At 47.5% G+C, this 21,620-nt stretch carries 20 protein-coding genes and 1 pseudogene; 16 read left to right on the forward strand and 5 right to left on the reverse strand.

Going from position 1 to position 21,620, the window contains the following annotated elements:
• From QT996_RS25490 to QT996_RS25505, 4 genes are all read left to right on the forward strand, one after another.
• Nucleotides 1-105 (forward strand): photosystem II protein D1 (locus QT996_RS25490; protein ID WP_333050036.1); only part of this gene is annotated, 105 nt, incomplete at its 5' end.
• 404 nt (nucleotides 106-509) lie between these two features.
• Nucleotides 510-1,778 carry a precorrin-6y C5,15-methyltransferase (decarboxylating) subunit CbiE gene (gene cbiE, locus QT996_RS25495; RefSeq protein WP_333050006.1) on the forward strand — a complete coding sequence of 423 codons (1,269 nt, stop codon included), beginning with the start codon at nucleotides 510-512 and terminating at the stop codon, nucleotides 1,776-1,778.
• A 170-nt stretch (nucleotides 1,779-1,948) separates the two neighbouring features.
• Entirely contained in the window at nucleotides 1,949-2,293 is a 345-nt protein-coding gene (locus tag QT996_RS25500; RefSeq protein ID WP_333050007.1) for a hypothetical protein, read from the forward strand.
• Between the two features lie 4 nt (nucleotides 2,294-2,297).
• A complete protein-coding gene (locus QT996_RS25505) occupies nucleotides 2,298-2,687 on the forward strand; it encodes a hypothetical protein (RefSeq protein WP_333050009.1) in 390 nt (129 codons plus the stop codon).
• A gap of 18 nt (nucleotides 2,688-2,705) precedes the next feature.
• Here QT996_RS25505 and QT996_RS25510 read toward each other — a convergent pair whose 3' ends face one another.
• From QT996_RS25510 to QT996_RS25525, 4 genes are all read right to left on the reverse strand, one after another.
• Nucleotides 2,706-2,951: a hypothetical protein gene (locus tag QT996_RS25510; protein ID WP_333050011.1), complete on the reverse strand. Its 246-nt coding sequence runs from the start codon at nucleotides 2,949-2,951 to the stop codon at nucleotides 2,706-2,708.
• Between the two features lie 66 nt (nucleotides 2,952-3,017).
• On the reverse strand, nucleotides 3,018-6,461 hold the full coding sequence (locus QT996_RS25515; RefSeq protein ID WP_333050012.1) for a DNA methyltransferase: 3,444 nt from the start codon (nucleotides 6,459-6,461) through the stop codon (nucleotides 3,018-3,020).
• Nucleotides 6,462-6,756: 295 nt separating this feature from the next.
• Nucleotides 6,757-9,480: a cyanophycin synthetase gene (gene cphA, locus QT996_RS25520; RefSeq protein WP_333050014.1), complete on the reverse strand. Its 2,724-nt coding sequence runs from the start codon at nucleotides 9,478-9,480 to the stop codon at nucleotides 6,757-6,759.
• Between the two features lie 341 nt (nucleotides 9,481-9,821).
• The gene (locus QT996_RS25525; protein WP_333050015.1) at nucleotides 9,822-10,715 is read right to left on the reverse strand and encodes a cyanophycinase; all 894 of its coding nucleotides are present in this window, start codon (nucleotides 10,713-10,715) and stop codon (nucleotides 9,822-9,824) included.
• A gap of 331 nt (nucleotides 10,716-11,046) precedes the next feature.
• Between QT996_RS25525 and trmD the strand changes: the two genes are divergently transcribed.
• The 7 genes from trmD (at nucleotide 11,047) to larB (ending at nucleotide 17,708) form a co-directional block, all read left to right on the forward strand.
• Nucleotides 11,047-11,721 (forward strand): tRNA (guanosine(37)-N1)-methyltransferase TrmD, encoded by a 675-nt coding sequence (gene trmD / locus QT996_RS25530; protein ID WP_333050017.1) that lies wholly within the window; start codon nucleotides 11,047-11,049, stop codon nucleotides 11,719-11,721.
• A 57-nt stretch (nucleotides 11,722-11,778) separates the two neighbouring features.
• Nucleotides 11,779-13,176 (forward strand): DUF1517 domain-containing protein, encoded by a 1,398-nt coding sequence (locus tag QT996_RS25535; protein ID WP_333050018.1) that lies wholly within the window; start codon nucleotides 11,779-11,781, stop codon nucleotides 13,174-13,176.
• 245 nt (nucleotides 13,177-13,421) lie between these two features.
• Complete coding sequence (gene ispF, locus QT996_RS25540) at nucleotides 13,422-13,901, forward strand: 2-C-methyl-D-erythritol 2,4-cyclodiphosphate synthase (protein WP_333050021.1); 480 nt, start codon at nucleotides 13,422-13,424, stop codon at nucleotides 13,899-13,901.
• A gap of 68 nt (nucleotides 13,902-13,969) precedes the next feature.
• A complete protein-coding gene (locus tag QT996_RS25545) occupies nucleotides 13,970-14,518 on the forward strand; it encodes a hypothetical protein (RefSeq protein WP_333050023.1) in 549 nt (182 codons plus the stop codon).
• Nucleotides 14,496-15,068 (forward strand): PIN domain-containing protein, encoded by a 573-nt coding sequence (locus tag QT996_RS25550; RefSeq protein ID WP_333050025.1) that lies wholly within the window; start codon nucleotides 14,496-14,498, stop codon nucleotides 15,066-15,068. The genes QT996_RS25545 and QT996_RS25550 overlap by 23 nt, the downstream gene beginning before the upstream one ends.
• Before the next feature lie 28 nt (nucleotides 15,069-15,096).
• Nucleotides 15,097-16,869: an ABC transporter substrate-binding protein gene (locus QT996_RS25555; protein WP_333050026.1), complete on the forward strand. Its 1,773-nt coding sequence runs from the start codon at nucleotides 15,097-15,099 to the stop codon at nucleotides 16,867-16,869.
• Nucleotides 16,870-16,904: 35 nt separating this feature from the next.
• Nucleotides 16,905-17,708 (forward strand): nickel pincer cofactor biosynthesis protein LarB, encoded by an 804-nt coding sequence (gene larB, locus QT996_RS25560; protein ID WP_333050028.1) that lies wholly within the window; start codon nucleotides 16,905-16,907, stop codon nucleotides 17,706-17,708.
• 242 nt (nucleotides 17,709-17,950) lie between these two features.
• Here larB and QT996_RS25565 read toward each other — a convergent pair whose 3' ends face one another.
• The gene (locus QT996_RS25565) at nucleotides 17,951-18,562 is read right to left on the reverse strand and encodes a hypothetical protein (protein ID WP_333050029.1); all 612 of its coding nucleotides are present in this window, start codon (nucleotides 18,560-18,562) and stop codon (nucleotides 17,951-17,953) included.
• A gap of 321 nt (nucleotides 18,563-18,883) precedes the next feature.
• On the opposite strand from QT996_RS25565, the gene QT996_RS25570 reads away from it, so the two are divergent.
• The 5 genes and pseudogenes from QT996_RS25570 to QT996_RS25590 all read left to right on the forward strand — a co-directional run.
• The gene (locus QT996_RS25570; RefSeq protein WP_190659021.1) at nucleotides 18,884-19,096 is read left to right on the forward strand and encodes a high light inducible protein; all 213 of its coding nucleotides are present in this window, start codon (nucleotides 18,884-18,886) and stop codon (nucleotides 19,094-19,096) included.
• Nucleotides 19,097-19,239: 143 nt separating this feature from the next.
• Nucleotides 19,240-19,779, forward strand: coding sequence for a photosystem II reaction center PsbP (gene psbP, locus QT996_RS25575; RefSeq protein WP_333050032.1), 540 nt, complete (start codon nucleotides 19,240-19,242; stop codon nucleotides 19,777-19,779).
• A gap of 130 nt (nucleotides 19,780-19,909) precedes the next feature.
• A complete protein-coding gene (locus tag QT996_RS25580; protein ID WP_333050033.1) occupies nucleotides 19,910-20,560 on the forward strand; it encodes a nucleoside triphosphate pyrophosphatase in 651 nt (216 codons plus the stop codon).
• Nucleotides 20,561-20,623: 63 nt separating this feature from the next.
• Complete coding sequence (locus tag QT996_RS25585) at nucleotides 20,624-20,857, forward strand: IS630 transposase-related protein (protein WP_333050034.1); 234 nt, start codon at nucleotides 20,624-20,626, stop codon at nucleotides 20,855-20,857.
• Nucleotides 20,858-20,923: 66 nt separating this feature from the next.
• A pseudogene (locus tag QT996_RS25590) lies at nucleotides 20,924-21,550 on the forward strand (IS66 family transposase); the annotation flags it as partial.
• Between the last annotated feature and the right edge of the window lie 70 nt (nucleotides 21,551-21,620).

Here is a 21,620-nt window from a genome sequence, read left to right on the forward strand (position 1 = left end):
GGTATGGAAGTAATGCACGAGCGCAATGCTCACAACTTCCCGCTTGATTTGGCTGCAAGTGAAGTCACCCCAGTGGCGATGGTTGCTCCTTCTATCAATGGTTAATTTTTAACTTGAGATAAACAAAAAGCGCTCCTAGTAATAGGGGCGCTTTTTGTTTGGGGAAAAATATTTTTATAGACTTTATTCTAATATTTAGTCCGGTAAAATAACCGTTATAACTCACATCTTGCACTATTGTTAATAAGAATAAGCCTTTTACGGGTCGGTTCTCCTGCCCACCCCACAATAAAATCGACTCTTTGTAGAACAGGCCCGCAAGCCTGTGCTAGCCAGAATGGTGCAAGATGTGAGTTATAACGTTAGTAGTGAGTACGATCGTCCTCATAAAATTCCCTCGGACGATCGTACTCACTACTAACCAATTTTATTCTGCTTGTGAGAGCGGACATAACAATTAACGACTCATAAAACATAACTAATAACTAATAATTAATAACTAATCACTGATGACTATCGAGTTTGATAATTCCAAGGCAACCGGAAATGAGATTAGCGGTAAGGATTCAATGCACAAATGGCTGTCGGTGGTGGGGATTGGCGAAGACGGATTATCAGGATTGAGTGCGATCGCCCGACAACTACTCGATCGATCTCAAGTCGTTGTTGGTGGTGCCCGTCACCTCGCAATGCTACCAACCGACGACACCCGCGAACAATTGCTTTGGGCTTCGCCGATACAAGCAACAGTCGATCAAATCATCCGCCGCCGGGGACAGTCTGTCTGTGTGATCGCAACCGGCGATCCGATGTGTCACGGAATTGGGGTCACGCTGTCGCGCAAAATTCCTATTTCGGAAATGACTGTAATTCCCGCTGCATCGGCTTTTAGTCTTGCTTGCGCCCGTCTGGGCTGGGCTTTGGCGGATGTTGAGACTTTCAGTTTGACAAATCGCCCGATCGCATCGATCGCCCTTGCTTTGTCGCCGGGCGCGCGCTTGCTGGTGTTGAGCGCTGACAGACACACGCCGGGAAAGGTGGCACAATTGTTGACGCAGCGGGGGTTTGGCAGCAGTTTGATGACCGTGTTCGAGCGGATGGGAGGGGATGCGGAACGGCAGATCGAGAGGGTGGCAGCAGCCTGGAATGCAGAGGATTTGGCTGATTTGAACACGATCGCGATCGCAGTTGCAGCCGATCTCGAAACCGTGATTTTCCCTCGTACCTCGGGTTTGCCGGATGCTGCTTATCGCCACGACGGACAACTTACCAAGCGGGAGGTTAGAGCCGTTACTCTGTCAACGTTAGCACCGATTCCCGGAGAGTTGCTTTGGGATGTGGGGGCGGGCTGTGGCTCGATCGCGATCGAATGGATGCGGAGTCATCCTCGGTGCAGGGCGATCGCGATCGAACGCCATCCGACTCGATTGCAATACATCGCTGAAAATGCCTCGACTTTCGGCGTTCCCGAACTCGAAATCGTTGCGGGAGAAGCGCCGGAAGCCCTGACAAATTTGCCTCAACCGAATGCTATTTTCATCGGCGGCGGTGTCACTGCAGAAGCTGTGCTGGAAACTTGCTGGAATGCTTTAGGTGAAGGCGGCCGATTAGTTGTTAATGCGGTGACAGTTGAGAGCGAGTTTAAAGTTTTGCAATGGCACGATCGTTATGGTGGGGAACTCATTAGAATTGGCATTCAGCGAGTAGGGGCGATCGGTTCTTTTCAAGGTTGGAAACCGCTTGCACCGGTCACTCAGTGGGCGGTTGTTAAGGGGTAATACCACTTCTGATTGGATCGGAATGATTTAACCACAGAGTACGCAGAGAACACAGAGGAAGAGATGAGAGAGATGAATCATTCCGATGAAGAGTGGATTTGATATAAAAGGCGATCGGTCTTTTTCCTGGAAAGCTATGATAAATAATATCCTCTGGAATTAGAGTGAAAATGCCAGACGAATCATCCCTTGATCCTTATTTAGAGCGACTGTTTGAAGACTATTCCAATACTGAAGTTATCGAACTACAGCAATATTTGTCTGAATGGGATAGAGGAACTTATCGAACTGTGGCCCAAAGTGTGTTAGACCATTCACAAAGAAAAGGATTTGATCCACTCAAATATCTGCGTAAGGCACACAACTTCAACACCAGAGGTGCTGTAAGAGTTCCTCGCACGGGATATCGGCAGGATGGAGCCGCTGTTTACCGAAATGGCTATGAGTTTTTAATTGTGCGACCTGACCAGTATGGTGTTGAGAAAATCGTGACTTATGGCATTAATGAGGAATAGCGATATGGCACAAGTTCAGAAGAAATTAGCGATTCAACAAGATATTATTGTGCAACTTTTGGCACAGTTGAGGGTTGACTATCAAAACACTAAATCAGAGCGCAAAGAGATATCTCAGAGGTATCTTGGTTCCGAGGAAGATTTTTCGTTTCTGGAGGAGCTTGAGTTAGTAACAGTAAGTATTCGCGGTTATGCTAGTCAGATTGAGGAGCGCGCAGAGGTTGAGAATCGCGAGCAAGCGATCGCAGAGTTACATCAGCTCAGGGTGTTCGATCGTTCTGCGATCGCTCAGTTTTATGATGAGACGCGATCGGGCTATCTTCAAATGCGGTCTTATATCCGAATGCTAGACTATTTGCGGCTGCTGGTGTTGGAGTATTTGCAAATGGAATAGAGTTCCAGATAAGTTAGTTTACCAGACACCGTAGCCACCTCGACGATCGGCAATTTCTTGCTCTAACTCCACTTCATTGAGGAGTTTCATACCGTTGGCGATCGCCCGTTGGCGAAGTTTCCACAAGGTTTGACCGAGTTGTGTTTTGGGGGTAAATTCAAGTGAAGATTTGAGCGCTAGAGCTTGGGTAAACTGAAGGACTTTTGCGCGATCGGCGGGGGCAAGTTCGCGCCAGTATTGTAGGAGGATTTCTTCGGGAGGCATGGAAAATTTTTGGGAGTAACTCTATAATTTATTTTAATCTTTTTGCTAACAATTGCCAAGCCAAGCTTATGTGGCATTTCCAACTTCTGCTAGATGCCAGAATGTCATGCCATTTTCCGCGTGACTGAGCAAAATCCCCAAATCTTCGAGGCTTTCTAGACAGTCGAGAATGACTTTTTGTTTGCGATTGGCGCCTTTGAAATGGGCGGTAACTTGGGCGGCTGTCCATTCGCCGCTTTGGGTGCGAAATAAGTCGCGGATGGCCCAAAGTTGCTCTTTGAGGGTTTTGGGGAAAGGTTGTTGTTCCGTGGGGGCGATCGCGATTTCGGTTTCGGTGGTGATACCTGCAAGGGATGGTTGGATGTAGGTTTCGCCGGGGGCTTGGTAGTCGGGGCGCAGCCAGCGAATGAGTCCGTTGCGTTCTTCTTCGGCGCGTTGGGCGTTGAGGGTGACGAGGTTTTCGAGGATTTGGTCGCCGGTGAGGGTGGGTTCCCAACCATAGGCGGCAAATACGGCGGCATCGAGTTCGTCGTGGATTTGTTTGAGGGTGGAGACTAGGGCTTTTTGGTTGAAGGCTTTGTCTTTGTCGTCGAGGGGTTCGCCTTGGCGGAGTTTTTCGAGGAGGTTGTACATCGCGGTGATGGTGACTTCGGGGTGAGTAGCTTGGACTCGTTTGCGGTGGCTGTCGAGGCGTTCTCCGAGTTCTCGGATGGTTTGTTTTTGGGTGTCCGTGGGGTCGGGGAAGGGGAAGGGGTCGAAGCAAGTTGTTTTGACATAAACAGGGGTAGGACCAAGCTGTCCGCCACATCCTAATGCCCATTTAACATGAATTTTACTAGATAGAACTCCTAGAAAATAAGCATCATCAAGAGCGATAGCAATCAATTTATTATCAGGTATAACATCATTATCCAAAAATACAAATACTCGATGTTTAGCTGTTTCGACAGTTGCGATATATCGAGATAAATTTTTTAGTGATTGACGCATTTGTTTGTTTGAACGACCAAAGAGCCACCAATTTTCTCGTCTTTGCTTATCTCTATTTATTTCTCGTTCTGGTTTAACCATTTCAATAACTCTCTGAAATGGTTCCGGGTATTGAGAAGCTTTTTCTTGTGAAAAATTTTGAAAATCAATCACAAAAGCTCCACGACTATAACTAGCTAAGTCTCGTCCATTCATATATTTTTTAATAACATCATTGTTTCTTGCTGGCAATCCAGATTCTCGATATCCCATTGCTAAGGCTTCTTCTTTAGTTAAAATAAAACCTGCTCCATGAATCTTCACTCCTGTAGAGCTTAGATTTGAATTAGCCTTCAAAATACAAGCTGAAGTAAAGTTGACGTAGGAGGTTAAATTGCTAAAGATTTCTCCAGCAGTAAGCCATTGAATTTCGATCGGTTCTGTAATATCCTCTGAGGTTTCAGCTTTACCTAGATCTATTACGATTCCTATCTGATTGATTTTATGAGTTTTAGAAGTCTTTAAGCCAGCACTGGTCATGGCAATTCTGACCGATGCACCTTCATCAACCCAAGGATGATCGGGAATAGCAAAAAACAATTGAATTGAATTATTTTGCGATAGGTGAAAGTCAATAACTTTACGTTGGCGAACTTGGCTAATAGTATTAGTTGTAATTAGCCCAAATCTATAAATCTTTAATACTCTTACCAATTCTGCTGCCTTGTGCCACCAGTACATCACAAAATCAACAGTATCCGGCACATCTTTATAGACTTTCCGCAACGTTTCTGTATACCCATCTCCCAAGATTTCCCGCATTCTCGCATTCCCAATAAACGGCGGATTCGACACAATATAATCTGCCTCCTGCCACTCGGCCGCCCTTGGATTCAAATACCGATAAATTGTTACTTGGTCTGTCGGATCGGGAATATCTTCCCCCGTCACCGGACTTTTCATCATCCGTCCGCCCCAGCGAGTTCTCACCTTCCCCGCCGCATCCACATCCGGTTCTATCCCGTCATAGGCCAACACTGCATCCCCCCATTCAATATTTTTGTACTCTCGCAACACCGGTTCGATCGGGGGAATATCGCCAAACCGCCGAAAATGCCACTGCAAATAGCCAATCCAAATCACCAAATCTGCGATCGCCGCCGCCCTCGGATTGATCTCAATTCCCAAAAACTGACTGGGATTGACTTGGGCAATATCCAACCGCAACTGCGCCGATCCGGTGACATCTTCCAAGCGCCGCAACACCTCCGATTCCAACCCTTTCAACAAATCCAACGTCACATAGAGGAAATTACCCGATCCGCAGGCCGGATCGAGAATCTTCACCCCTTGTAACTCCGTCAGAAATGCCTCTAAAACCGATCTCGCCTTTTTTCTTTGATTCGCAGTCGGTTCCGATTCCCCCGCGTTGAGCAACTGTTTAACCTCCGCTTGTACCGCAATCCAGCGATCGCCCAAAGGCTCCATCACCACAGGCTTTACCAACCGTTCCACATACGATCGCGGCGTATAATGCGCCCCCAACTTACTACGTTCCCTCGAATCCAGCGCCCTTTCCAACAACGTCCCAAAAATCGCCGGTTCCACATTGCACCAATCCCGCTTCGCCGCCTGCAACAAAACTTCCAACTGCGCCTTTGTCAACGCAAACGCCTGCGACTCCGCAAACAATCCGCCATTAAACCGCAACAGTTTGCCATGAAAACCAAAACTCGTCCCCTCATTCATCGCCTCCCACAGCGCCTCTACTTCCGGCTTAAAAGTCTTCGGATTGAGAATCCACCGCGTTTCCAGCGCCTGCGTAAACAAATGTTCTTTGAGTAATCCCACATCCTCAGCAAACATGGTGAAAATACAGCGCATCAAAAACTGGGCGACTTGCTGCGGATCGACATTCGCCTCCATCCGCTTCGCCAACTCTGCCAAATCCGCCGCCACTTCCCGCGTCACCCGCGCTGCAATTTTCTCCGGGTTGCGCTGTTGCGGATTGCTAAAAATATCGACAAACAAATCGAAAACATCGGCTTTCCGCAACTCGATTAGCCCGATTTCTCGCCGCGCCCCATAGCCGCCATAATCGCCGCTAAAACCCATCCATAATTCAAAATGATCGCCAATATCGCAAGTTAACAAAAACGGCGGTTTGCTGCTGAGACTGCGGGTATAGGCAATCGCCTGCACAAACGCTTTTTCCATCTCTCGCAAATAGGTATTTGTCCCCCGCTTTGCCGTTCCCTTTTTGCTCGTTGTTCCGCCCTGTTTTGCCTCTATCAAAAAATGCTCGGCTTTGTAAAAGTCAATAAAGCCCGGAGTCACCTTGCCACTGGGGTGAAAAATTTTGACATCTTTATCAAAGCAGTAGGGATCGTTGGGAATTCTGCCTTTATCAAAAGGGCGATCGACTCCCAGCGCATCGCACATTTCGGCAAAAAACAACTGGTAGTTTGCCCGCTCGTTACCGCTAGAACCCGCCCAGCGCTTGATGAATGTTTCGACTCGCGTGCGATCGCTCTCATTCATGCTTCAATCCTGCTGCTTACTTTTTCCTGATTGTATACTTCTATCGGTTTGAATTGCCGATCGAGAGAGCGATTGCCACCCATCTCAAAAATATTGTATCCTTTTTCTGAGCTAAAAACAGGTTGCTAGTGCATGACAATAATTCAAGGTCATGAGCTATTTGGTCAGTAGAGCGATGGGTATACTATTTGTTCAATGCACAAAGAAATCAAAAAAAATAGTATTAATTTCAAAAAAAATAGGTTGGGTTTAACACAAGTAAACCCAACCTACCCATTCAATTAAAATTCAGAATTTAGCCTTGGTTAACCACAGTCGGTTTTAAACTGTCTCGCGACTCGGAAACGCGATCGACATTAGTGCCATTTACCACAGATTCCTGAATCGGTTTCCGGGCTTCAATTAAAGTCAGAGCTTTGTTGACGCTTTCAGGTAAAATCACTACCAAACTGCCGGCCGGCGCCTCATCTAAAGCTTTGTTAACGGCCGTTGTTTCGTCGAGAATCAACTCGTATTCAACTTGAGATTTGTTGGCGGTTCCTGCAGAAATTGCCTCTGCAATTCCCTGGCAAATTAACTTGGCCACAACACCGGGTTCTCGCCCGCGCCTGTCAAGATCTTCTTTGACAATAATACGATCGAACATCTCGGCCGAAAGTTTGCCCAGCGTGACAAAATCTTCATCTCGTCGGTCTCCGGGGGCACCTACTACCCCGATCCGCCGTCCCGGCCAATTCAGCACGAAACTGCCCAAAGCTTTGTAGCTGTGGGGGTTGTGGGCGTAGTCGAGCAAAGCGTGATAGTTGCCCAAATTAAACAAATTCATCCGTCCGGGAGTTTGACCCACCGATGCTTGGAAGCTTGACAAAGCCGATCGAATATCTTCTATTTTCAATCCTTGGGCAAAAGCTGCCAAACAAGCTGCTAAAGCATTAGCAATCATAAACGGCGCGCGCCCGCCCATCGTCAGCGGCACGTTCACAGCCTGCTCAATTCTCAGCGTCCAATCGCCTTTCAATATCGACAAATACCCATTTTCGTAAATCGCTGCCAGCCCGCCCGCAGCGGTATGTTTGGCAACCAGTTCGTTGTCCGGGTTCATCGAAAAATAGGCAATTTGAGCCTTGACACGCTGCGCCATCCGCGCTACCAGCGTGTCGTCTGCATTCAAAACTGCATAGCCTTTGGGCATTACCGACTCGACGAGGACGCTCTTGAGTTTGGCCAGTTGTTCCACGGTGTCGATGTCGCCAATTCCCAAGTGATCGGCTGCGACGTTCAAGACGACGCCGACATCACACTGATCGAAGCCGAGTCCCGATCGCAAAATTCCGCCTCTAGCCGTTTCCAGCACGGCCACTTCTACCGTTGGGTCAGACAAAATCAACTGAGCACTCTGCGGCCCGGTATTGTCTCCGGTTTCTACCAAATAATCGCCGATGTAAGTGCCGTCTGTTGTCGTGTAGCCAGTAATCTGACCGGTCTGCTTAACAATGTGGGCAAGCAGGCGAGTAGTTGTAGTTTTGCCGTTGGTTCCCGTTACCGCTAAAATCGGCACCCGGCTGGGTTGAGGCGAGGGGAAAAGCATATCGAAGACGGCGCCGGCGACGTTGCGGGGTAAACCCTGACTCGGGGCGACGTGCATTCTGAAACCCGGTGCTGCGTTGACTTCGACGATGACGCCGTTGACATCGCGCAGGGGTTGGGAGATGTCGGGAGTTACTACGTCAATGCCGGCAATGTCCAAACCGATAATTTTGGCGACTCTGGAAAACAGCCAGACGTTTTCCGGGTGGATTTCGTCGGTGCGATCGACTGCAATGCCACCGGTACTCAAGTTTGCTGTCGCCCGCAAAAATACTCTTTCGCCGGCGGGCACTACGGAGTCCATCGCGTATCCTTGTTTTTGCAGCAAATCCAGGGACAATTTGTCGATCGTGATCCGGGTGAGCACGTTGTCGTGTCCGTCTCCTCGCTGCGGGTCGCGGTTTACTTCTTCAATAAGCTGTTCTACTGTAGACCTGCCGTTACCTACGACGTTAGCGGGGACTCGTTCTGCGACTGCTACGACTTGCCCGTTGACTACCAATACTCTGTGATCGCGCCCGACGTAATAGCGCTCGACAATCACGTTTTTTGTTTTTGAGGCTGCGCTGGCTAAGTCGTAGGCTTCTTCTGCTGCTTCCCAGGAATTGATGTCGATCGTAATGCCGCGGCCGTGGTTGCCGTCTAGTGGTTTGAGGACGATCGGATAACCGCCGACATCTTCGATCGCTCCTTGCAGTTCATCCAAATAATTAATCACCGTCCCTCTGGGAACCGGTACACCGGCGCTGGCTAGGATATTTTTGGTACCTTCCTTGTCACAGGCAAGTTCTACTCCCAAAACTCCCGTGCGGTTGCTCAGAGTTGCCTGAATCCGTTTTTGGTGAACCCCATAGCCGAGTTGAATCATAAATCGGGCGCTCAAAGGTATCCAAGGAATGCCGCGCGCTTCTGCTTCCTTAATCAGTGTTTCCGTGCTCGGCCCCAGGGCCGCCGACGCAGCAAACTCTCTCAGGTCTCTCAAATCTTGAACTAATTCTGCTGCGGGATAAGTGCCTGTCTCGGCAATGCTTTGGCACAGCCGCACGCCCGCCCGGGCTGCATAGCGACCTGCTTGTTCGTTTTGATACTCGATTACTACTTGGTAAATACCTGGGGTCGCAGTCTCGCGGGTACGGCCGAACCCGACCGGCATTCCGGCCATTTCCTGAAGTTCTAGGGCGACGTGTTCGATTACGTGTCCCATCATGGTGCCTTCTCTGACCCGTTGCAGGAATCCTCCCTGATGGCCTGGCGAACAGTGATGGTCGTTCAAACTTGGAAGTGCGGCGATCAACCCTTCATAGAAGCCAGGAATTTCCGATGTGGTTTTATCTGCCCACTCCTCTAAATCCAGACGCATCAGGACGAGTTTCTGGCGTCGGATGCTCCAGTAGTTGGGGCCGCGTAAGGTCTGGATTTTAAGTATTTTCATGGCAGTTAGAGGGGTATGGGGCGCGAAATCTTATAGATAATTGGAGCATTTATTCAATTTCGATCTAGATTGCTCGATCGACTGTTCGCTGCGAACAGTTTGGGTGTGAATTTCCAGTTATGGGCTACCCAATTGAAAATTTATGCCCTGCGTGCGATCGGCTAAAAACAAGTACAAGTCCATTACTCGCAAAAACTCAAAGGCCGAAGCTAGAATTTTCTGTGGTTCGGCTTCGTGGCGTCAGCCCGCGGCTGCTTCGGAATCTATTTTATTGTTGTATCCATGATTCGGCCGGAATGCCGCCTAATTTCTGCCGAATCAATGACAAGAGATGTTCTACCTTAGTTGGCTGTGCGGCATTCGGGGGGCCAGCCAGACTCGGAACACGCTCCCGATGGCATTGGTTTGCCTAGGGGCATATTGTAGCAATCTCCGTGACACAGAACGTGCAAGCGCATATTGAACAGACTTAAGGGTTCTGTCGCTCCTACCATAGACTCATTGGTATAAAAATTTTCCCTAGAATCAACAATTGTCACAGTGCCTTTACCAAGAATTTTCATAGTATCGTCTCCCTCAAACAAGGCGCAGGTGTCTTCGTCAATACCAATAGCGAGGCGATCTGGATGGCAAGCCACAGCCGACAACAAGCGAGCCATGCGGTTGCGGTTGTGAAAATGCTGATCGACGATGATCTCAGGAATAATGTTAAGTCCGTTTGCCATGTCTACTAAAGAGCGGTTCGGCGGGGCGCCACTCCCACCGCCTGCAATCATGTGATATCCCATCACCGCAGCACCCGCGCTGGTGCCAGCGAGGGTAATCTTGCCTTCGAGAGTTTCTTTGCGAATTTTCTCCATCAGCGGGGTGTCCGCCAGCAGCCCACAAAGCCGCAGTTGGTCGCCGCCTGTGATGAATACGCCCGTACAGTCTTCTAAGTAATCTTTCCAGACGGGATTTTCGCCTTGTTCGCGTTCGCGGATGTCCACTACTTTGACGGCGTTAACGCCCATTTCGTCAAATATGGTGCGGTAGCGGTTGCTAATTCCTTCGGGATCTCGCGAAGCGCACGGAATGATCGCCAGCCGAGCGTTTGCACCCCCAGCACGGCAAAAAAAGGTGTTTAGAATCTCTCGCCCGTGAACTTTGTCTTCGGCTCCCCCGATGACCATAATAGAGGTTTTTGTGCGCTGGGGAATATTGTGTTCAAGGGCTTGAGATGTCAACTGCTGCATGGTGTGTCTTCCTCTGTTGGATGTGAAATTCAATTTTGCCGTTGCTGTGGGTACAATAGGGCTTTTTAAGAATAAATTTTTGTTTGTGCGAGTGAGGTGCGATCGCCGATCGCGCTATCCCGCAGTTGTTTGGCGGCGAGTTTGCTGGCAGTCGCTGTCATGAAAAACAGATTATTTTTGTAAAAAACGGGCCCGCCGACAAAGGAAGAGAATTTAACTTGCAAAAATTCTCAGAAATTATAAGAAATTATAAAGAATAAAGCAATTACTGAAAACTGAACTCCCTCTAAGGGTCAAACTAGAGGTAATGTATCAATAAATTCCAATAATTGTGCGCTTTGACGTAGTTACCTTATTTCCAGAATTTTTCCGGGCTCCCCTGGAGTCGGGACTGATGGGCAAAGCCTTAGCTAAAAAGATTGCTGAGGTGAATTTTGTCAATCCCCGCGATTTTACCACAGACAAGCACCAGCGAGTCGATGATGAGCCTTACGGGGGCGGAGTTGGGATGCTGATGAAGCCGGAACCGATTTTTGCTGCGGTGGAGTCGCTGCCGGTTTTGCCAAGGCGAGAGGTGATTTTGCTGACTCCCCAGGGGGAACCGATGCAGCAGACGATGTTTCGGGAGTTGGCGGCCGATCGCGATCAGTTGGTGTTGATTTGTGGCCATTATGAGGGTGTGGACGATCGAGTCCTGCATTTAGTAACTCGCGAGGTATCTTTGGGGGATTTTGTGCTCACGGGGGGCGAAATTCCGGCTTTAGCTTTGATTAATGGGGTTTTGCGATTGCTGCGGGGAACTGTGGCGAAGGAAGATTCCCTAAAGTTTGAAAGTTTTGAGGACGGACTTTTGGATTATCCGCAGTACACTCGACCGGCGGATTTTCGGGGATTGAAGGTGCCCGACGTGTTGCTGTCTGGTAATCACGCAGAAATTGCTCGCTGGCGCAAGCAACAGCAAATTGAAAGAACTCGATCGCGCCGACCGGATTTGCTAGCGGATTAGTTAACTCTTGACTTTTAACAGTCGGGGTTGAGCATCCTATTTTTAGCAGAGAAACTTATGTTAAAAAATCAACTTTTGTGCTGTACGGCGATCGCCTTTTTGCTCGCTACTGAAGTTACTGTAAATTTAACTCCTGGCAGCGGCGGCAAATGGTTACATATTAACCGGGAAGCTTTTGCCCGAAGTAGTGGAGGAAGTAGCGGCGGGCGATCGTCTTCTTCTAGTTCTAGTTCCAGTTCCAGCCGCTCTAGCAGTACCTCGCCTAGCCGTTCTAGTTCTTCTAGTTCTTCTTCTAGCAACAGCTCGTCTGGCACTTCTTCTAGTTCTTCTAGAAACAGCTCGTCTGGCACTTCTTCTAGTTCCATTCCCAGCCGTCCCAGCAACAGTGGAAACACTGGGGCAAGAGTTCGCAGCGGCTCTTTTGAAAAGCCGACTTCACCTGCACCTGTTGCCGTACCTAACCCTCCAATTCCCCAACAATATGGAAATAACAGAACTGTAATTATTCAGCGGCGCACCTATAATTCCGTTCCGAGTTATGCAGTTCCGTACAATCCCGGTAACAGTCAGCCAAATTCTGGTTATAATCCAGAGCCAGCAGTTAATCCAACGCCAATCACCACTGATAATTCGGGCGACGGTGAACTCGTAGCGCCATCTTCAGACAATCCCGGTAACAGTCAGCCAAATACTGATTATAATCAACAGCCAGTAATTAATCCAGCACCAATTTCCAAGGAAAATACCTCTGACAACGCTCCGAGTTCGCCATCATCTGAGGATTGGAAATTGTTTTGGTTTTGGCTGTTTGTTTCGGCAGGGGGTGTAGCGTTAATCGCTTACTGTATTTACTATTATCGACCCCCGTCTGGAGAGGCAAATAAGAAACCTATTTTTGCGGTCAGCAAGTTGCAAGTTGCAATATTAGTTGGATCTTACCCAGGAGTGCAAAGTCAGCTAACTGACTTGACGTTAAATTCGGATGTAGAAAGTGCACCCGACAGGGCAGTTTTTTTGCAAGAATGTGTTCTGGTTGTTTTGCGCTCGTGCGAGAATTGGAGTCACGTTTGCGGGAATTCCCAGATATTTGCGAGTCGGGCGGAAGCGGAGCAAATATTCAATCAACTCTCGATTCAAGAACGCAGCAAGTTAAGTGTAGAAACTCTGAGTTTGGTTAACGGCGACATCCGCTGCCTACCGTCTGTCAGTGCAGGCGGTCGAGGGTCGGGAGAGTATATTGTAGTGACGTTTTTGATAGGAACAGAGGATGTCAGACCGTTATTTGGAGACATTCGCGATGTTGGAAAATTGAAAATAGCGTTAGAGAAATCGGCGGCGACTCCTGCGGAGAATTTGCTGATTTTTGAGTTGATTTGGAGTCCGCAGGAGGAAAGGGATAGTTTGACGGGCGATGAGTTGTTGAGTTCCTATCCAGAGTTGATTCAGGTTGGTTGATGGTTGATAGCTGATGGCGATCGCTAGTTTTAAGTAAAATAATCCTGGACGCATGGATATCTAGAAATCGGGTTTGATGGTGCGTCTACTTCGTTCCAAACCTCACCCAGGGTAAAAAACTCGGTTTGTTTGTTCCGAGTGGGTAAGTTTTAGTAAAAAGCTCGATCGCCCAAAAAACTCAATTATCCTCAGACAAAATATGAAATAATTGTCTACTGTCTGCTTTTCTCAAAAATCTACTTTACATGAACATCCGCATCGGCAACGGCTACGACATTCACTGCTTAGTTCCAGAACGCCCCCTCATCCTCGGTGGTGTGCACATTCCCCACGAATTAGGCTTATTAGGACACAGCGACGCCGACGTGCTTACCCACGCTATCATGGATGCGATGCTCGGAGCTCTCAGTTTAGGAGATATCGGGCTGTATTTCCCTCCAACTGACCCGAAATGGAAAGGTGCTGATAGTTTAGTTTTGCTCGCACAAGTTAATCAGTTAATATTAGATAAAGGCTGGGAAATCGCCAATATTGATTCGGTGGTCGTGGCGGAACGTCCAAAGCTGAAACCGCATATTGAGCAAATGCGCGATCGCCTTTCTGCTGTCCTACAATTAAAACCTGACCAAATCGGCATCAAAGCTACTACAAACGAAAAGTTAGGCCCGGTGGGGAGAGAAGAAGGAATTGCAGCCTATGCTGTAGTTTTGCTGGGCAAAAAATAGAACTCTACAATCTAAAATTGATAGTGGAGTCAATACTTTAATCCAAAATCGCTAGGAAGCCTGAAATCATGGACACTGACACCTGGGAATTACAATTTCCTGTAGACGCGGATGTCATCGCGTTGGATAAGGACGATCGCATAGTCGTGCTAATCGAGGTTAAAATTCTTCAAGCTCAAGAAGCAGACGCAAAACAGAAAATTGTCGATCGCGCGATCGATTGGCTGAAAGCTGTGTTAGCTAAGCTGTCTGAAAGAAAGGCGATCGTTCCCTATGCTATGTTTATTGACGCGGAACAAATTTTGATTTTCAAATGGGATGGTGTGAATTTATCGGAGCCTGTTTGCACTCTAAATACTGGTGAAATATGTCGCTATTATATGCCGACTTTTGGCAGTAAATGGCTCTCTGAGCGTACCCTGGGGGGTCTGATTGAATCGTGGCTGCATGACTTAGATTATAACTGGAAATCAGAAATTCCTCCAGCATCCGAACAGATAGCAGCCATCGGTTTGCTGCCATTACTCGCAGGTGGAACAACAAAATCAGGAGTGGAATTAGGTGGCAATTATATATATCGAGACCAACTTTCTGATGAGTATTGCTACAGGGCGTGAGGCTGAAGCAATTATGTTGCTCAGAGATTTGTCCTCATCAGTTCAGTTAGCCATACCCAGCGTTTGTTATATGGAGGCTTGGTCAGCTTTCGAGGACGAGTTGAAGCGACAAAACTCTTTTAAGGAACAGCTAAGCCGTCAAATTAGCGAAACAAAGCGAGATGTGACCTCTGAAAAGGTCGCATCTTTATCTTTTCACCTAGAAGAGTCATTAGTTTACTATCTCGAACGAATAGATGAAATTGAATTGCGGTTGCGTGAAGCAATTTCTCTGATGTCAGAAAATGCAGAAATGATTGTATTAAATTCAGAGATTATTCAAGCAACTTTAAACACACCTCTCATCAAAAAAGACCCAACAGACAATTTGATTCTACACTGTATCCTCAGTCATGCGCGATCGCATTCTACAGAAACAAAAGTATTTCTCAGCGGTAACGTCAAAGAATTTGGTCTACCGGAAGTTCAAGATGTTTTGCGAGAAGCCGGGATTACAAAGTATTTCTCTGTCACTAAAAACTTTCTAGGTTGGCTACAATCTCAGTCATAGTTGCATTCAGGTGGTACAGTAAATTATTATGAAAATTTTCCCTATTTTACATTCAAAGCGCCGCTGGCTGGCGATTTGTATGGCTGCACTTGCCGCCATAACTCTGTCTGCGTGTACTCCAGCCCGATCGACTTTAGTAAACAGACTCATCGTTCCTACCCCCAGCGGTCCGGCCACCTTTAACTACCCGCTAAATCAATCTGCATACAGCATTTTTGGCTATATGTACGAGGGGTTAATCAACGAAAATGGCTTGACATCGGAGTTAGAACCCGGTTTAGCCGAGTCATGGGAAGTTTCTAAAGATGGCAAGAAGATTGTCTTCACCCTGCGAGAGGGGTTGAAATGGTCGGACGGCGAACCGATGACTACTGATGACATTATTTTCAGCTATGAAAAGATTTATTTCAATGACAAAATCCCTAGCGGTTTGAAAGATACTCTGAGGGTGGGGATGAGTCGCCAATTCCCAAAAGTTAAAAAAATTGACAGCCGCCGCGTTGAATTTTCCGTGGCAGAACCCTTTGCTCCATTTATTAGATATGCTGGGGGAATCCCAATTTTACCAGCTCATATTTTACAGGAATCTGTAGACACTACAGATGCAGACGGCAAGCCTAAGTTCCTGGCTACTTGGGGTACGGATACTGACCCCAAAAAGATTGTCGGCAACGGTCAATATCGAATGCTGAGCTATACTCCTAATCAGCGCGTTGTTTTGGAACGAAATCCGTATTTTTGGCGCAAAGATACTGAAGGAAATGTCCAGCCTTACATCCAGCAAATTGTTTGGCAAATTATCGAAAATACTGACAATCAACTGCTGAACTTTCGATCGGGCGATTTGGATACTCTGGACGTGCAGCCGGAAGTCTTTCCGCTGCTGAAACGGGAGGATAAACGTGGCAAATATACGGTTTTCAACGGCGGCCCGGATACTGGCAGTGTGTTTATGTGTTTCAATCTGAATAAGGGGCGCAATGCTCAAAATCAACCGTTTGTAGACCCGGTTAAGTCTCGCTGGTTCGCGAGTAAGGAATTTCGGCAGGCGATCGCCTACGGCATCAATCGCGACTCCATGACTAACAATATCTATCGCGGACTTGGGGCACCGCTGCATTCCCCAATTCCGGCGCAAAGTCAATTCTACCTGTCTCCTGAACAGGGATTGAAAACTTACAGTTACGATCGGCAAAAAGCCAAAGAGTTACTATTAAGTGCTGGTTTCAAGTATAATAGTAACGACGAATTGTTAGATGCTGAGGGCAACAAAGTGCGGTTTACTTTGTTAATGGCTGCGGGGAAGAAAGTGCGAGAACAAATGGGAACCCAAATTAAGCAAGATTTGGGCAAACTGGGGATGCAAATTGATACGCAGTTCCTGAGTTTTAACACTTATGTGGAAAAGCTGCGTTTGACTAAAAATTGGGATACTTACCTCGGTGGTTTTACCGGAGGTACTGAACCCCACAGCGGCTACAATATTTGGTCGGTAAATGGTACTTTGCACAGTTTTAACCAGGGCCCGCAAGCCGGAGAACCGCCGATTAAGGGTTGGAAAGTTGACGACTGGGAGCAGAAAATCGATGACCTTTACGTGAAAGCTTCTCAGGAGCTTGATGAGGCGAAACGCAAGGAGCTTTATGGAGAAACGCAGCGGATTATAGCAGAACAAGTGCCGTTTATCTATATGGTGAATCCGCTGACTTTTGAGGCGGTGCGCGATCGCGTTTCGGGAATTCGCTACAGTGCCCTCGGCGGTGCTTTCTGGAATTTGTACGAACTGAAAATAGCAGAATAGTCAGCAGTCAGCAGTCATTAGTCAGTCATTAATTAATGGAACCTAAAATTTTACAGAAGTTACTCGAATCTGTGGCGGCCGGCGATATTAGCCCGATCGCCGCTTTGGATAAATTAAAGCATTTTGACTTTGAACAAGTCGGCGATTTTGCCAAAATTGACCACCACCGCACTTTAAGAACCGGTTTTCCTGAAGTAATCTGGGGCCCAGGGAAAACGCCAGACCAAATTGTTGAAATTATCGAAGCGATGCGGGGGCGAAATTCTGCGGTGATGGCGACGCGAATTGAACCGGAAGTTTTCGAGCAATTGCAGCAAAAAATACCCGATTTATGCTACTACAAAAAGGCTCGAATTTGTGCAATTTCTGCTAATTCCCCAACTCGGCAGCATCCGGGTACTGTGACTATTATCAGTGCGGGAACGGCCGATTTACCTGTAGCGGAAGAGGCGGCAATTACTGCGGAACTTTGCGGTTTTCAGGTGCGACGTTTGTGGGATGTCGGAGTTGCCGGCATTCACCGCTTGCTGAGCAACCGGCACGTGATTGCTGACGCTGATGTGTTGATTGCGGTTGCGGGTATGGAAGGTGCTTTGGCGAGTGTGGTTGCAGGTTTGGCAGATTGTCCGGTGATTGCGGTGCCGACGAGTGTAGGTTACGGCGCAAGTTTTGGCGGGATTGCTCCTCTTTTAACTATGCTCAATTCTTGTGCGGCTGGTGTGGGTGTGGTGAATATTGATAACGGGTTTGGGGCGGCGATTTTGGCTTGTCAAATTCTCAGAAGTGCTGGCCGAGTGGGGAAAATGAAAGAGGGGGAGAATGGGAGAGAGGGGGAATAGTTAGAAACCCCCTCGATTAGATAAGACTAAGGCGAACTGTCACAGGACGATCGACTTGTAGGGTGCATCAGACTCCGTTATTGAAGGATTATTGAAGATTCCCCGCCGTAGAACACCTTACTATATATGCCCGTTGCGTCCAGGACTGTCAGACTCGGCGGTTGAAACCGCGTCTAAACTTGCCTCTCGTCCCAGCAGAGGAGGACTAAAGAATACAGGAGGTATTATTGCCGGATTTGATATTACTTGCTGCCCAGCCAAATCGGATAAGCAGAAGAATCCTCAGCTTTCAACTTTTGCGCCTGATAACTCTTGCTAGTCCAAGTAGCAACTGTTTGCAGGCTTTCTGTCAAACAACTTTCGCTGCCAAAAGCTTCAAATCCCAAAGTCCACCAGGCGCTGCCATTAATGTTCAACTGAGTAAGTTCCACGGTGCAACCTTGGGGAATTGGGGCTTCTACAGGCACAGACATCAGGGAACCAGGGGCCGAAACTTGATAAAGACGCTGCGCTCGCTTTTTCTTGACTGCCACCCACTTTCCTGTCGCCACAATATCCGCCGGTATCGGCGCCATCGTGTCCGCACAAACCCACTTCAGCCACTTTTCGGCTTTGCCTTCCCAGCGGTTGGCGAACTGCATAGTCCCTAACTCTGCCTGACGCCACTTTACCTCTAAGGTTTTCCCACGAAGCTTCACTCCCAAGTAGTCGCAGTTAGGTACTAGCAAATATATGTCTTCCCGCTCTTCGGGAGGCGAAAGATACCCGCCGAGACTCTCGCTTCCAAACCATTGATTGATCGATTTTGGCAGTGCACCGCTATAAAACCACCGCATTTCCAGACTGGCCCGCATAAATTTTTCCTCCGTTCCACAATTTTCGTCAAACCCAGACTGGATTTGCCATACACCATCGACTTTTGTGCCTCTCCACTCTATCCTCCCCCCTCTGGGGCCCAGAGTCTACCCACAGTCTTACCATTTTAGATTTTAGATTTTAGATTTTAGAATTGGGAAAGACTTACTATATAAGGGTTTTGAGCTTGCCTACAGTTGCATTTTTTTTAACTGGTGTCAGATCGAGGTCTTTAAAAAAATTTCTCACAATCCTTTACATATCTTCACAAGTCTGTTACATTTATTTACAGTACACTAAAAACCATTTAGGAAAAAAACATGAGTAACAGAGGCTTAATGCTGGACGACCAAGGCAAAATGAACAATTTTGCGATCGAGCCGCAAGTATACGTCGATGACGAACCCCGCACCGGCTTCACTCCCTACGCAGAACGCTTAAACGGCCGCCTTGCCATGATTGGCTTTGTTTCTCTCTTGGCTTTAGAAGTTTCGACCAAGCACGGGCTGATTAGCTGGCTGACTCACCTGTAATGATTTTGTTAACAATTAAACTATATGGCTATGGATCGCTGCCGTTACACAAACAGCGATCCATAGCTTAACTATTTTTAGGATCAAAGTTTGGTGAGACAATTAAAATTAAATATTTTTGTTTTACCCTACCCGTAAAAAGAATGCTCAAACGAATTGCGGCAATACTTCTGGTGGTTCTCAGCCTCACCTTGAACGGTTGTGTGTCTAAAGTCACCGGACTCAAAAGCTACGTTGATACTGGCGACGGCTATCAATTTCTCTATCCTAACGGCTGGCTGCCGATCGCGGTTTCTAACGGACCCGATGTGGTGTTCCGCGATTTGATTCAGCAAACCGAGAACGTCAGCGTGGTAATCAGTCCAGTCGCCAAGGACAAAACTCTGGCGGATTTGGGAACGCCGACGGATGTGGGATACAAGCTCAGCAAAAGTGCGATCGCCCCGAGTGATTCGGGCCGCGAAGCTGAATTAGTCAATGCTGAATCTCGCGAATCGCGATCAAAAAACTATTACATTTTAGAATATGCCGTTAAGTTGCCCAACCAAGAACGCCACAACTTAGCGAGTGTAGCCGTCAGCCGCGGCAAACTTTTTACGCTTAACGTTTCCACTACCGAAGAACGCTGGCCCAAGGTAAAAGAAGCTTTTGAGAAAGTTGTTAAATCTTTCTCTGTTTATTAGATTAAAAAGTAGTTGGGAATAGGGAATAGGGCGCAGGGCAGTGGGGATGGGGAATAGTTTCTTTTTATTCCTTCTTCCTTCTTCCTTCTTCCTTCTTCCTTCTTCCTTCTTCCTTCTTCCTTCTTAACTTATGAAAATTCCAAGTTTTGTATTAGCTTCAGCTTCTCCAGCGCGCCGTCGCCTCTTAGAAATTGCCGGCATTCAAGCTGTGATTTGCCCCAGCGACTTTGATGAAGCGCAAATACAAATGAGGGATGCCAATAAATTAGTGCAGGTTTTAGCAGAGGGAAAAGCTGAGGCTGTAGCTAAGTTTTTACTGGCTAATTCTCACCCGCAAAGCCCTAATCCCAAATCTTGTTTGGTGTTGGGATGCGATTCAATTTTGGTCATAGAGGGCGAAATTCACGGCAAACCAAAGGATGCGGAAGAAGCGATCTCGCGCTGGCAGAAAATGCGCGGTAAGGTGGGCGAACTGTATACGGGTCATGCTTTAATTGATACTAGATTCGATGACTTTGATCAGGCAAGGTCGCGATCGATCATTCGCTGTCAAGTTACAAAAGTTCATTTTGCGGAAGTTACCTCGCGCCAAATAGCGGCTTACGTCGCTACCGGCGAGCCCCTCGCCTGTGCAGGCTGTTTTGCACTCGAAGGTAAAGGCGGCCTTTTTGTGGAACAAATCGAAGGATGTCACACAAATGTGATTGGTTTGAGCTTACCTCTGCTGCGGCAAATGCTCACCGAAATGGGATATGATGTGGCGGATTTCTGGCAATCTTAAATATTGTTACAGCACTTTGCTTAACCATTAGGTACAATATTAGAGGTGGTAAGAAAGAGAAAAATGAAACCCTACTCCCTAGATATACGTCAAAAGATTATTAACACTTACGAAGCAGGTAACACCTCTATTCGGAAAGTAGCAGAAAGATTTCAAGTGAGTAAAAGTACGGTACAGGCGCTACTAAAACGAAAAAAAGAGACAGGAAGATTACTCCCTAGTCAGGCTCATGGTGGTAAACCGAGCCGTAACTGCTCACCGCAACTGCGTTGCGGTATCGCCAATGATGGGTCATAGCTGGCCGGGGAGCAACTGTGGTAAGAGTTTGAGCCAAAGAGGTTAAAATAGAGTATAGTAGCTGTCATGCCGAATCCAACAGCGCTGACAAACCAACCAGTAGAGATAGCCATTGTAGTAGAGAAGATGGCTATTGCAGTGTTGTCTTTGGGAGAATGGCTACTAAAACAACAGCAGCAGCTCAAACAGCAACAACGAAAACTGGCAGAAAAACAACGCCTGATCGAAGAGCAGCAACAGGAGATTGAACAGTTAAAAGAAGCGTTAGAGAAGCTAAAAAACCGCACCTCATCAAACAGTTCTACTCCCCCATCAGCAGACCTGCTCCTCAAGCCCAGCGACAAAAGCAAGCGAAAAAAAGGAAAAAAACGCGGCCCCAAATATGACCATCCGGGCAAGACGCGCAATGGATTTGGTGAACCTGACCAAATTATAGAGCTAGAACTAGAAACTTGTCCGGTTTGTCAAGCAGCAGTGGAGCCAGTTACAGCAGCACCCCGTAAAGTGCAACAAGTAGCCGAGCTAATAGAGCAACCCGTAGAAATTAGAGAATATCGTCGTCCCTTATGCCAGTGTAACGATTGTGGCCCGTCGGGATACTCTCAATTACCACCCGGAGTATGGGAAGGATTTAGCTACGGCGGCAGATTGTGTAGTGTGGTTGGTTGGCTAGGATATGGGGGTAACTTAAGCTGTTGCACATTTAAACTGTGATACAAGCATTACCCTTATTTTTGATTTTGCGACCCCATTTAATTATTAA

Source organism: Microcoleus sp. S13C4 (genome assembly GCF_036700865.1).
Lineage (GTDB): Bacteria > Cyanobacteriota > Cyanobacteriia > Cyanobacteriales > Microcoleaceae > Microcoleus.